General features: G+C 45.7%; 12 protein-coding genes. 2 read left to right on the forward strand and 10 right to left on the reverse strand.

The window, feature by feature from the left end; genetic code table 11:
* Positions 1–2: 2 nt before the first annotated feature.
* The 5 genes from EKN16_RS15520 to yyaC form a co-directional block, all read right to left on the reverse strand.
* Positions 3–1,667 carry a histidine kinase N-terminal 7TM domain-containing diguanylate cyclase gene (locus EKN16_RS15520; protein WP_232016449.1) on the reverse strand — a complete coding sequence of 555 codons (1,665 nt, stop codon included), beginning with the start codon at positions 1,665–1,667 and terminating at the stop codon, positions 3–5.
* A gap of 109 nt (positions 1,668–1,776) precedes the next feature.
* Complete coding sequence (locus EKN16_RS15525) at positions 1,777–2,964, reverse strand: class I SAM-dependent methyltransferase (protein ID WP_125658863.1); 1,188 nt, start codon at positions 2,962–2,964, stop codon at positions 1,777–1,779.
* A gap of 17 nt (positions 2,965–2,981) precedes the next feature.
* Positions 2,982–3,635 (reverse strand): DUF6483 family protein, encoded by a 654-nt coding sequence (locus EKN16_RS15530; RefSeq protein ID WP_125658866.1) that lies wholly within the window; start codon positions 3,633–3,635, stop codon positions 2,982–2,984.
* A gap of 29 nt (positions 3,636–3,664) precedes the next feature.
* On the reverse strand, positions 3,665–4,510 hold the full coding sequence (locus tag EKN16_RS15535; RefSeq protein ID WP_125658868.1) for an alpha/beta fold hydrolase: 846 nt from the start codon (positions 4,508–4,510) through the stop codon (positions 3,665–3,667).
* A gap of 26 nt (positions 4,511–4,536) precedes the next feature.
* Positions 4,537–5,085 (reverse strand): spore protease YyaC, encoded by a 549-nt coding sequence (yyaC, locus tag EKN16_RS15540; protein WP_125658871.1) that lies wholly within the window; start codon positions 5,083–5,085, stop codon positions 4,537–4,539.
* Positions 5,086–5,296: 211 nt separating this feature from the next.
* Between yyaC and EKN16_RS15545 the strand changes: the two genes are divergently transcribed.
* Positions 5,297–5,521, forward strand: coding sequence for a DUF1128 domain-containing protein (locus EKN16_RS15545; RefSeq protein ID WP_125658874.1), 225 nt, complete (start codon positions 5,297–5,299; stop codon positions 5,519–5,521).
* A gap of 113 nt (positions 5,522–5,634) precedes the next feature.
* Here EKN16_RS15545 and EKN16_RS15550 read toward each other — a convergent pair whose 3' ends face one another.
* From EKN16_RS15550 to EKN16_RS15565, 4 genes are all read right to left on the reverse strand, one after another.
* On the reverse strand, positions 5,635–6,093 hold the full coding sequence (locus EKN16_RS15550; RefSeq protein ID WP_125658877.1) for a hypothetical protein: 459 nt from the start codon (positions 6,091–6,093) through the stop codon (positions 5,635–5,637).
* Positions 6,094–6,319: 226 nt separating this feature from the next.
* Positions 6,320–7,903: a UDP-glucose--hexose-1-phosphate uridylyltransferase gene (locus EKN16_RS15555; protein WP_125658880.1), complete on the reverse strand. Its 1,584-nt coding sequence runs from the start codon at positions 7,901–7,903 to the stop codon at positions 6,320–6,322.
* Positions 7,904–7,978: 75 nt separating this feature from the next.
* Positions 7,979–8,968, reverse strand: coding sequence for a UDP-glucose 4-epimerase GalE (gene galE / locus EKN16_RS15560; protein WP_125658882.1), 990 nt, complete (start codon positions 8,966–8,968; stop codon positions 7,979–7,981).
* Positions 8,969–9,033: 65 nt separating this feature from the next.
* Positions 9,034–10,206, reverse strand: coding sequence for a galactokinase (locus EKN16_RS15565; RefSeq protein WP_125658885.1), 1,173 nt, complete (start codon positions 10,204–10,206; stop codon positions 9,034–9,036).
* Positions 10,207–10,397: 191 nt separating this feature from the next.
* On the opposite strand from EKN16_RS15565, the gene EKN16_RS15570 reads away from it, so the two are divergent.
* Positions 10,398–11,255 (forward strand): AraC family transcriptional regulator, encoded by an 858-nt coding sequence (locus EKN16_RS15570; protein ID WP_125658888.1) that lies wholly within the window; start codon positions 10,398–10,400, stop codon positions 11,253–11,255.
* A gap of 187 nt (positions 11,256–11,442) precedes the next feature.
* On the opposite strand, the gene EKN16_RS15575 is transcribed toward EKN16_RS15570, so the two are convergent.
* On the reverse strand, positions 11,443–12,528 hold the full coding sequence (locus tag EKN16_RS15575; RefSeq protein WP_125658891.1) for an AI-2E family transporter: 1,086 nt from the start codon (positions 12,526–12,528) through the stop codon (positions 11,443–11,445).
* Positions 12,529–13,142: the final 614 nt, after the last annotated feature.

Here is a 13,142-nt window from a genome sequence, read left to right on the forward strand (position 1 = left end):
TCTTAGAAATTCACAACTCGATTACGACCATTATCCTTAGCTTTATATAAGGCTGCATCCACATTGACGAACAGCTCGCGCAGATATGCTTTAGCATCTAGAAGTTGAACATCCAATGGTTCTTCGATAGCAATAACTCCCATACTAATGGTCACAGAAATCTGTGTATTCTCGACCCCTGACGGTATCTTATTGCTTTCTACTGCTGTTCGGATTCTCTGTGCCAGCATTTCCGCTTGTGCTCGATTCGTATGCGGCAAATAAACCGTGAATTCTTCGCCGCCATACCTAGCTAATATATCTGTTCTCCTTAGAACAGAACGGACGATGTCAGCCGTTCTTCTAATAACTTCATCACCAACCGGATGTCCGTATCGATCGTTAACCGTTTTAAATAAATCGATATCAAAAAGAAAAATAGCAAATGGAATGCGATAGCGTACATTGATCATCACTTCATGCTCTAACTGCTGCATTAAGTATCTGCGATTGAAACAGCCGGTTAGCCCATCTGTAATGGCCATTCTCTCCAGCTTCTGATTCGCTTGGAACAGCTCGTCTTGCATAAACATGAGCGCTCGATTACGCTCCTGAAGCGCCACATATTGTTTCTTGGATTCGTCGATTAGTCCCCGAAGCTCTGAGATATCCTGGAACGTGATTACTCTTCCGATTATTCGCTTATCCGCAATGATCGGCGCAACATTCAGGGACAAGTGATTTGGCTTGTCTGCATTGTTGAAACAAATTTCGGTCTGCAGTCGTTCAAAGGGATTCATCCAATAGGCTTGAAGAAATTCTTCCGTCTGATTATTGGATGAAAAAGAAACCATTATATTGTCCATATCCAGTCTGTCTCCAAGCTTTATGCCAAGCTGTGGGACCACCCTAGGATTCATCTCGATGACATGATCCTGATTATCAAGAACAAGGATACCGACAGCAATCGTATCCACAACAAGCTGTTGTGAGATTTTACTCCTGTCAAACATACGATGCTTCTGAATCGAGATAATGAAATAAATGTCCGACAGCACGATACCAAGTGAGGTCAGCCCAGGAATAACTGGAAGCCAAGGATCAAGGAGGACGTTCAGGGTCAAATCCAATACTGTGAAAAAAATAAGAATAAATATACCAAGAAGCGCATTAGCAATTTGCGAGCGATCCTGAATCGTCGAGACTGAATGGGACGCACGCCATAATAGACAAAGCGAGTAGATAAAGTAGCCTAATAGCACAGCAAGCATTAACCAAAAGATTGGCCCATATATTCGTTCCTCGTACCGACCATCAACAGCCTCAACAAAGGAGTTCCATGGATTCGAAGCTATTCCAATAGCAACTAGAAGTGCAGGCAGTACCATGTAAAACAGCGATCTTCGTCGAGGCATATAAGACTGATTGATTAAGAAGTTGGAGAATAGAAGCCATCCGAACCCAATCATAGATAAGCCGACAAACGATATCGTGATGTAGGTGAGCTGGAGTTGAGGATTGTCTGTCGTGTGAACTGCGACTTGACCGAGCGGCCAGATCATCATAAAGAAGTGGAAGAGCAGATAGACTTTATGTAAGCGTGTAATCACATTGTAAACAAATACATAAGCAAACAATACGAATAGAATAAGAAAGAGGCTTATGTCTAACCATGTCAATAGTCCCACAACACTCCACCCAATCACGATTTATATAGTAGAAATTATCGACCTGGGACTAGCCATACTCTCTTATTCTATCACAGTCCGCATTTATTCGACAATGACTTGCGTCTTCTTATTTAACATTAGTCGTTATCTCTTGTAAACGGCTAGCAAGAGCTCGCTCCAGGTAGGGCGAAAGGCGCAGCATATCTCGAAATGCCACATACTCGTCCCATTTTTGCTTGGTTTCACTTGCAGCGCCTCGAACAGCTCGAATCAGCATGTTCTTGGGTGTATGCTCAGGATCAATAAATTCCAGAAGCTGTGTCTTATAACCAAGAACCTCAAGTAGTTGAGCGCGCACTGCATCGGTAGCAAGCGCAGAGAAACGTTCTTTCAGCAGGCCATGGGATAGAAGCGGTTTCAACCCTTCATTGGCTACTTGACGGAATAGTTCATGCTGACAGCAAGGAACGGATAAGATGAGAGAAGCGCCCCACTCAACGGCCTTCACCAGTGCTGCATCGGTAGCCGTATCGCATGCGTGCAAAGTGACCACCATATCAACAGCAGACTGATCCTCATATTGTGCAATATCGCCAACCTGAAAATGCAGCTTCTCATAGCCTAATTTATTAGCAAGCTCCTTGCAAAAAGCGATAACATCTTCCTTCAAATCGAGTCCTACAACTGAAATCTGACGTTTCTGCTTGATCGCAAGCAAATGATAGAGTGCGAAGGTTAAGTAGGATTTGCCACAGCCAAAATCAACAATCTTGATTTCTCGATCCGTTGGCAGATTCGGCAGAACATCGGAAACCATTTCGAGAAACCGATTAATTTGCCTGAACTTATCCTGCTTCTTAGCATGGACTTGTCCATCCTTCGTCATAATGCCAAGCTCAATCATGAAAGGAATGAGTTCTCCTTCTTGAACGACGCGCTGCTTTTGCCGGTTATGAGCGAGTGATTCTCCCGCAGCTTTGGCTGTTGCTGGCTTGATTAGCATCGTTGCTTTGCCTTTCTTAGAGAAAAGCAGCTGCGCGTCTGCTTCATTCGTCTTGAACAAGGCTTGGCGGTAGTGCTGCTCCAGCCATTCAATAATTCGCGCATAAGCTTCTGCTTGCGGCACGTTCTCATGGGTAACCTTCGTTTGAAAATGATATTCAAATTGAATATGTCTATTCCCTTTTAGCTCAATGGGACGGATGACTGTTTTTGCCGGAATGCTTGCATCCTTGCGTCTTAGCTGACTGAATATCGCTTGACGAAGGCTGCCGCTTTCTATCCACTGCTGTATATTCTCTTGCCATTGTTCCATCTTCTCTCATTCAGCTCCTAAACAATCTTTGAGGTCGATACCTGTTGGCGTCCCTCGAGAACTTCATCTCTTGGAAGACCGCCTTCTATAAGCCTTTCATCTGGGAGCAGCAGCAGGCGGCGATAAAAGTCATCCGCTTCCTCCTGCAGGAGCATACCATCCACCAGCAATTCATAGAGTACATTCTCCGCTTGATCATATCGTCCGTCGGCTTCATACCATTCAAACATAAGCCGCTTTGTCGCCTCAGGCAGCTCGTAGGCCTTTAATTGGAGCGCAAGATCGTTGGCCTCCTCAGATGGTGTACGGAGCAATAACGGTGCATCCAGCAGAGCAAGCCGCATGAACAAATGAAAGGCCTTCAAACGACTGACGTAACTTTGATCCAAGCGTCCAAGCTCTTCTAGAATCTCGCCCTCTTCCTTCATCAGCAGGGCAATTGCGTGCAAATTAGCTGTCTCCACGACTCCATTAGTGGTTAAAATTCTTATCAGATCGACATCAGACAAGGAACGGATTAGTTTGCCATTCAACCGAAATTGCTGATTAAACAAATCGTCAATAACAAAAAGTGCTTCTTCCTGTTTCTGTTCTTTGCGAAGCCCCATCATTTGTCCCATGACCTGACCCATTTGCCCAATCATCCGCATGAAATAATCTCTTTCAAACATCGTTATCCTCTGCCTCTCCCTGCCACTGACTAGATCGTGGATAGATAGCTCATAAAAGCGGAAATACGTTCTCCAAGCGCCGCCGGTGACTCCACCATGGACATATGACCGGATCCATCAAGCACTACTTGTGTTACATGCGGACCTTTAGTCGTAAACGTATTCTCAGCCGGAATGATTGCATCCTCAGAACCTGCGATAAGGAGCAGTGGGATATGCAATTGAGAGAGCACGCCTGTTCGATCTGGTCGTGTCTTCATTCCTTGAGCTGTTGCCGCAGCGCCAGCACCCGAAGTACCATAACCAATTTCAATGATATGCTTCACGATTGGCTCCATGGATTCGAGATGCTTAGGTGCGAACAGCTTCGGTATTAATCCGTCCACAAAAGGATGAATACCTTTCTCCTGGATGGCTGCAGCTGCTTTATCCCGATTCTTCTTCGCTTCCTCACTATCGGGCTTCGCTGTAGAATGAACAAGACTGAGGGACTTCAGACGATCTGGGCTGCGCTCTGCAAAAGCAAGCGCTACATAGCCCCCGAGAGAATGTCCGAATAAGCTGACACTTTCCAAACCAAGCTCATTCAGCAGCAGCAGCAGATCATCCGCAAAGGCATCTATCTCGTAAACTTGCTCCTCGGGAGCTGAGCTTCGGCCATGTCCTCGCAGATCGGGTACGATAATTCGACCTTTGTTCTCCAACAGGGGGACAATTCGTTCCCAATAAGCAGAGCTTCCACAGAAACCATGTAACAGTACGATAACGGGTTCAGAAGACCCGCCTTTGTTCCCTTGACTGCCAGAGTCAAAATAGGCGATTTGACGTCCTCCGGAAGCGGTGACGATTTGATTAGCTATTGATATTTCGCTCATCTGCTATCATCCTCTCTGAATCGAACCTATTTATGTCTCCAAGCGGAATGTATGGCATCTGTGACAGCACGAGCCAAATCGATTACTTCATATAAAGATGCGCTTTGCAGACTCCAGTATGGCTTCACACTAAGCGGAGCGACGATACCTTCCAGGCTATAATTGCCGATTGGGGGCAGATTCTTGCCAACAGCACGAGCCGGATATAACGGACCCTCGGAAATGAGATAGCGACAGGCATCATCGATCTTGCCAAGGCAGGCATCAATCGCAATAACGGGAAGCGATGCTGGCATATCCAGGACGCTCGCTTCATAACGAGTTGAATCCCATGGTTCCTTCAACGTACCCCTGACAACTGGCCAGCCAAGCTCCTCAAGCATCGTTCCAATCCAAGGCCCAAAAGAATCCCCCGTCGATCGGTCCGTTCCGATGCATACAATAGCAAGCCCAGACTTATCGGGATGCATCAAAGCCACCTTATCAAAAAACGATCGAACACCGCCTATGTCAACCTTCTCACGAAGATGCTGTTCATGGATTGTGTCTCTACGTGCTTTAGAACGATTGACCATAATTACTCCTTAACGTCTTTGCAGAATTTACTAAGATGCTTCTGGAAGAGCGAGCTCCCTTAGAAGCACAAAAATGATTATCGATCATTACCTTACTTCTAATTGTACAGAAAAGGGGGCCAAGCTACAAATGAAGCCAGGTAGCGATTACTATCCTGCTCATGATACAATACGAACAACCGTAAAGGTAAGAAGAGGAGGTCCTATATTAATGAAAAATTTAGATCAACCGACAGCTGAAAATGTCGAATTCATGATAGAAGCGATTAAAACTAAATTAAGAATGGCTTCTGGAGCAGCCATGCAAGCATCAAACTTCAGTATGGACAAGTACGAGGATATGAAAGATATTTACGATCTCATAGCGAGTAAAGAAAAATTCAGTATTAGTGAAGTTGAAGCACTCGTATCTGAGCTTGGCCGCCTTCGCGCTTAATAAACCTACTTATTAACAGTTTGTGACAATTAGTAACATTATTCGACCATATATTAGAAAAAAGAAACCGCTGCTTCTAAGCCGGTTTCTTTTTTATCTCTCAGACAGCTATTTTATTGGTCAAATGAATCATTCGATGGATCGGGAACTTTAGCAGCCGCGGTTATGGAAAGCTTAATCGTAACCACCTTATTCTCACCCTTCAAGAAATGAGCAAGCCGCTCCAGCTTATCAGCCAGCTCCGGTCCGGTTAATGTCGTATTGAGCTCATAACCGAATTGATCGGCAGGAAGACTTCGCTCATGCGTCACATAGGCAGCCGAAACATAGTGATCTGCTCCATTACGAGAGGACAGCAGTTGTTCTGGTGAGAACTTGTCTGATTTATTCACAACCCGTTCATATATTCGCAGCTTCTTAAGCAGCATGTAATATTGAGCTGAATGTTTGAAGCCCCAAGCATCACGAATATCCTTAAGCGTATAATCCATCTTCCACTGCTTCAGCTTCTCCACTTGGTCATCTGTTGATAAGCCCAGAAAATCATCCAGTGGTATAATTGGTAAAGGCATTCTAAATCCCTCCGAAAATTCTGAAATTGAACTCTTTTATATTTTCGCCACTGCTAACATGATTCCTCTAAATAATTATAAAAAAATTCCATTATTAATTATTATTAACCTAGGCTGCCAATGTAACTATGCAATAGCATAGCCCTATGTGCCCCTTCCTTAAACCAAATAGACGATCTCTTTCCGAGATATCGGAAAAGCGATCGTCCTATTATTGTATCCCGCCTTATTGTTTGCTTGTGATCAAGCCGAGCGAGGTAAGGAACCGCTTAAATGCATATTGGCCTTCCCGTGTGCGTTTATAGACGCCAGCATCCTTGAGAACATCAAGAAATTTTCGGCCAACCTCATCTCGCAGCACCTCTTCGGCTTGCCAAGTAGATAGTTTATTACCATGAACGGCAATCATATCGCGAATCCAATCCTCATGCTTAGCTAGTGGACCATCCTGAAAAGAAGCTTGATTTAAATCCGTTCCGAGGGTGAGCATTTCTGCAATTTCTTCGAGCTCGGTTTTTAATCGACCTGGAAGAACAGCTAGTCCCATCACCTCGATTAAGCCGATATTTTCTTTCTTAATATGGTGTAAGTGCTGATGCGGATGAAAGATTCCGCTCGGAAACGCTTCGGTTGTCCGGTTATTACGCAGAACGAGATCAAGTTCATACTCACCGTTATCACGAATACGTGCGATTGGCGTAATCGTATTATGCGGCACTTGCTCACCGCCTTGATCCGAGAATGCAATAATATCTGCTTCAGGATCGCTATAAGAGCGCCATGCCGTCAGAAGGCGGCTTGCTGCCCTCAATACAGCCGCTTTACTTGTACCATTCACACGTACCACCGACATTGGCCATGCAACTGTGCCGTAACGAAGACCTGGCTCTGCAGGATCCGTGAAGATCGCTTCTACGGATGCTGCCTCCATCGGGAATACATGTCGACCCGCTTGAAAATGGTCATGGCTAAGAATGGAGCCGCCCACAATCGGCAAATCTGCATTTGATCCGATAAAGTAATGCGGGAATACATCGACAAAATCGAGCAGCCTTGCAAATGATTCGTCTGAGATGCGCATCGGCTCATGCTTTCCTTTGAACACGATGCTGTGCTCATTGTAGTAGACATAAGGCGAGTATTGGAAGTACCATTGTTCTCCACGCAGTTCCAGCGGGATTACACGGATATTTTGACGGCCTGGATGGTCGGCACGGCCCGCATAGCCTACATTATCGATACATAGTAAGCATTTTGGATAATGACTGGGTGCCATTGTTTTGAGCAAAGCAATTTCCTTGGGGTCCTTCTCCGGCCTCGATAAATTGATGGTAATCTCAAGCTTACCGTATTCGGTTGGCTGCTCCCAATACTGATTCTTCGCAATGCGATCCATCCGTATATAATTAGAATTGATATTCTGGCGATAGAAATCATCTGTCGCACGGGCAACACCCTCAGATGCAGAGAGTCTTTGGAACTTGGCTGCTGTCTCTGACGGACGTGGCATAACCAGTCCCATAATGCGTGCATCCAGCAAATCTCGGAACGTGATTGTGTTATCAGGAATAAGACCGATTGACGCGCCGTAATCAAGAAGCTGCTCCAGCACCGTTATTGGGCTTTGGAGATTCTCCTCAGGCACTTCGCCACTGTAGGCTTCGGTAAATTTGAATAGGTCCAGCAATGCATTTCGTGACGAATAGCTATCAAGCTGCTCAGCCAGTCCATGCTGAACAGCGAATTGAACCAGACGTTCGATCAGTACGAGCGCTTCATCAGCACTCGGCGTTTGATGTTGTTGTTTCATAATAGACTCCTTTGTAAAGCGCTCTGCTAACTATGCATACCACCCGCTCTAGCTGAGGGGTGGTATACGGTGACTTTACTTGTCGTTATAGCCGCTTGGATTAGCTTGGTGCCACGCCCATGCGCTGCCGATAATGTCTTCAAGTTTATTACGTGTAGGATTCCAGCCAAGCTCTTGGCGAGCACGATCGGATGAGGCAACGAGTATAGCTGGATCACCCGCACGGCGATCCTCGATGACAGCTGCTATTTCACGACCAGTTACTTGGCGTGCTGTGTCAATAACCTGCTTCACGGAGAAGCCTGTACCGTTACCTAAATTATAAACCGAGCTTTCGCCGCCTTTACGCAAACGATCAACCGCTAGCACATGCGCATCGGCAAGGTCGCTTACATGAATGTAATCACGGATACAAGTGCCATCCTCAGTCGGATAATCTTCTCCGAAGACGGAGATATGAGGCCTCTGGCCAAGTGCCGCCTGAATAACTAATGGGACCAGATGCGTCTCCGGACTGTGATCCTCGCCGATACGGCCGCTAGCGTGAGCGCCTGCTGCATTGAAATAACGAAGTGCGACGAATTTCAAGCCATAAGCGGTATCGTACCACTTCATCATTTTCTCCATAGCCAGCTTGGTTTCTCCATAGGTGTTCGTAGGAAGCGTCCGGTCATTCTCTTGGATCGGCAAGCTTTCTGGTTCGCCGTAGGTTGCCGCAGTCGATGAGAATACAATCTTCTTCACGTCATATTGGATCAGCTTCTCCAGCAATACAAGCGTGCCATAGACATTGTTGTGATAATATTTGCCTGGATCCTTCATACTCTCGCCTACTAGTGAATTAGCTGCAAAATGTATAACAGCATCAATGCTATTCTCTTGAAAAATCGTATCTAGAAATTCTCCATCACGCAGGTCACCTACATAAAGTTTACCGCCGATAATGGCATCCTTATGGCCTTGCTGCAGATTGTCTATAATAACGATTTCTTCACCGCGCTCTACTAATGCTGCCACGGCATGCGAGCCAATATAACCCGCTCCTCCAGTTACTAATACTGCCATTTGGTTTCTCCCCTTTTCAGTTCGTTCCTTGTCCTTCATTCCTTGTCCAAGAAGTTCTTAAACGCTTAAGATAATTGCTCTACACCATTACCGATTGTACAAACATAAAAGTCTGGTGTAAGGCCTGTCGCTGCAAAATACTGACGTCCGACTTCTTCCTTGAAGCGTTCGATGCTGTCCTCGTGAACAAGTGAGACTGTACAGCCGCCAAAGCCGGCCCCCGTCATTCTTGAGCCGAGTACGCCTTCCACGGAACGTGCTGCTGTAACCATTGCATCGAGCTCTAAACCTGTTACTTCGTAAAGATCACGAAGCGAGTCATGCGACTGATTCATCAATTGTCCGAAGGCTTCCAAGTCATTCGCCTTAAGCACCTCGATGGAACGAATAACACGGTCTATCTCTTCCACCACATGCTCAGCGCGCATGCGGACGACTTCATCCTTGATGAGATGCTTATTCGCGTTAAAATCTGCAAGGGAGAGCTGACCAAGCAGGGTAAGACTTGGGAAGGCTGCCTTCAAATCCTCAACCGCTTGCTCGCATTGACTGCGGCGCTCGTTATATGCAGAATCCACTAGCCCCCGACGTTTATTCGTATTGCCGATGACCAATTGATACTGACCAGATTGGAAAGAAACCAGATCATATTCGAGTGTATCGCACATGAGCAGAATCGCGTGATCCTTACGACCATTTGCTACCGCAAATTGATCCATGATGCCGCATTGAACACCGTTGAATTCATTCTCCGATTTCTGTGAAAGCAGTGCGATCTCAACTGTATCCGTAGGATATCCGCCCATCGTCAGCAGCGCAAAAGCCGTAACAACTTCAATGGATGCCGAGGATGAAAGACCTGCTCCATTAGGAATCTCACCATGAAACAGAAGATCGAAGCCTGTTTCAAACTTGCGACCGCGCTGCTGAAGCTCTTTCACGATACCCTTTGGATAGTTCATCCAATCATCGGCTTCATCATAAGCGATCGGCTCAATTGGCAAATGCCTATGCTCGGCAAAGTTTGTTGAGGCTAAGCCTAGTTGATTATCATTGCGGTTGCGGATCAGCAGCGTTGTACCAAAGGTCAATGCCGCTGGAAAAACATAACCTCCATTATAATCCGTATGTTCCCCAATCAGGTTAACCCTGCCTGGCGCATGAAAGACATGGATGCTCTCTGATGATTCACCATATACGTTAAGAAATCGTTGTGTCAGCTCCTGGATGTTAGCCATCGTTGCACCACTTTCCTTCTGTTGTGTAGTTGTTTCACTCTAGCATTAGTATAGCTGAACACAGAGTAGAACAAAATGGCTTGATGTGAGCATGACATGGATATATGTGACTTTATTCGAATGTATGAAGGAAGCTATGTTACTATTAAAGCCTAAGCAGATATTCCTATTGGCAAAGGAAGTGGAGCGATTTGAACCGATCAGTAACCTACTCGGTTGTATCGAACCCGATACCGAATGAACATGGTGATTTATATGTATTATTTTCCGGTGAAAGCCAAACAAAGCCCGGCCATATGGTCGGGCCCAAAGTCTATGACTTCTATTTGATGCATCATGTACTGTCTGGCTCCGGCACTTTCTCTTATGAGGGCGAGCAGCGTGAGGTAAGTGCCGGACAGTCCTTCTTGATTCATCCTGACCAGCTAATCAGCTATGCCTCAAGTGAATCGGAGCCTTGGCGTTATCGCTGGATAGCCTTTGAAGGACCTCAAGCTGCCAAGCTCGTTTCTGGAGCCGGCCTATCCGCACAGCAGCCCATTATCAACACAGGTCTGAATCCAAGAGTAAGTGTGCTCTACCGCAGTATAGAGCGATCCTTCCGTCATGGCGGCTCGACCGCACATCTGCGCGCAGCCGGCTATTTATATCTTTTGTTTGCCGAGTTCGGCATGCTGCTTAGCAAGGAGGAAGCAGGAGCTCCTCAGCGAGGCAATGATGGCAAGGCGCTCATACAGCAGGTTATCCGTTATCTATCAACGCAATATACGGAACCTATATCAATCGAGAATATAGCAGAGATGCTCGGTTATAACCGCGCTTATCTATCACGGCTATTCAAGCAGCAAACCGGCCTTACACCCGTAACGTTCCTGCTCAAGCTTCGCATAGATAAAGCACATTTATTACTGCGTGAGCGGCTGGAGCTGACGATTGAGCAAGTCGCTGCTTCAGTCGGCTTTCAGGACCCGCTCTACTTCTCCAAGCAATTCCGACGTTTCTACGGGCAGTCGCCGACCGTTTATCGAGAGACCATGAAGACGCTGTAAGCTGAAGGAGTTCAGGAATTTAATCAGTGCTTGCCATCAGGAAAACAAAAGCGCAGCGGACGGAATCGTTCTGAAGAAGCGTAGCGTTCGCCTTTGTCTCCTTATTTCTACCCCTGAGGGATAGAATCAAGAAATAGGGAGACAACAGCGATCGTAAGAATGATCCGTCCGCGCAGCGGGCTTCCTGTTATTCGACGAGCTCCTCAACCTTCTCGGCTAAGAATAGACGATAAATACGGACGATGATGATTTTGACGACCATGTAGAACGGAATCGCCAGAATAACGCCTAGAATACCAGACATCTCCCCCGCTACCAGCAATAAAACGATCGTAGTCAGCGGATGAATATCGATTCTTTTCCCATAAATAAAAGGCGATAAAACGTTCCCCTCAATTTGCTGGGCGATTACAACGACGATCAACACCCATAGTACCATGGTTGGAGAAACAATAAAGGCTACAATAACACATGGAATAGCGCCTAGTATTGATCCGATATACGGGATAATGTTGAGAATCGTGGCAATGATCGCGATCAGCAGCGAATAGGGCAAGCCTATGATCAAAAATCCGATGTACATCATAACGCCAAGCAAAGAGGTAATAATCATCCGGCCCAGAATAAATCCGCTCAAAGCCGAATCGATTTCGTCCAGCACTTCTTTTCCATCCCGCGTGTATCGACTTGGAATGAGGTGAAGAAAAGATCTCGGGATGGACTCCCCTTCTTTGAGCATGTAATACGAAATAATTGGAGCAGTCGCTACAACGATGATGAAGCTGGTTATGGCAGAGATGACATTCGTCACATAATTGGATGCAGTCGTAATGATTGTGTTCAGAAGCTCGGATAGTTTGTTAGAAAGATCCGAATTACCCGGGTTTAAGAAACCAACGATTCGATTGCTCTGAATATTGTTAAGTTGAGTCTTGAATCCTTCAATCAGCATTGGAACACTATCGGCAAAGTTATTGATCTGTTTAATGAGTGTCGGCCAGACGACGATGAAGAAAATAAAAGCCAAGGCTGCAAATAGGAAATAAATCAGCAGAATGGCTACGATTTTGTTCATTTTCCTTTCTGTGAGGAAGTGAACAATCGGACGCAGCAAGTAGTAAAAGAAACCTGCGAGTACAAAGGGCACAATGAGGATGTTGAACATTTTGGATAAGGGTTGGAATAGAAAGCTGACCTTTGAAATCATGTAGATGATCAGCAGCAGCCCCAGCGTATACACGCAAAATCGAAAAAATCTGCTTTTTTGCAGCATGATTGAACTCGCCCCTTTGGATACAAAAGTAGACCGTTCGCCAATGAACGGTCTACTCTTGTTAGATGTTTCTATTGGATAATTCCATTTTATACAAGAACCAAGGGGGAGTAAACCACTCGAGGATTAAAATCCTCATTGGGGAATGGCACACCGCCCCAAGCGATGACGACAATCTATCCCAAGTTATGAACCGTATGAACATTAGTGACTTGAACTTCCATCGTAAATCCATCATTCATTCGGGTTGATACATGAGACTAGAATGACTTGAATGACTTGAACTCGCTTAAATGGTATAGACCACAGTTAGGCTCGTCTTCTGCCGAAAATAAGCGAGATGACGAAAATAACAAGAAATACGAAGAATAAAACGGCTCAACACTAAAACTAGTGGTTGACGACGAAGGTAATCAGATGTTGAGCGGACAGGAGAGCTCTTATTTCATTCCAATCACTGCATGTAGGTAGACTAAAGGACAGAGAAGCCGCTATTCTCCAGCAAATCATCTGAAACCAGCTGCATTTTAGTTGATAGCGGAACCTGTGTCCGCTGAACTTGTTTGGAGTCGTGTTTCGATCTGAATAGCGGTTCCACAGTCCGCTCAGCAAGA

This window comes from Paenibacillus baekrokdamisoli, from assembly GCF_003945345.1.
Classification (GTDB): Bacteria; Bacillota; Bacilli; order Paenibacillales; family Paenibacillaceae; genus Paenibacillus_Z; species Paenibacillus_Z baekrokdamisoli.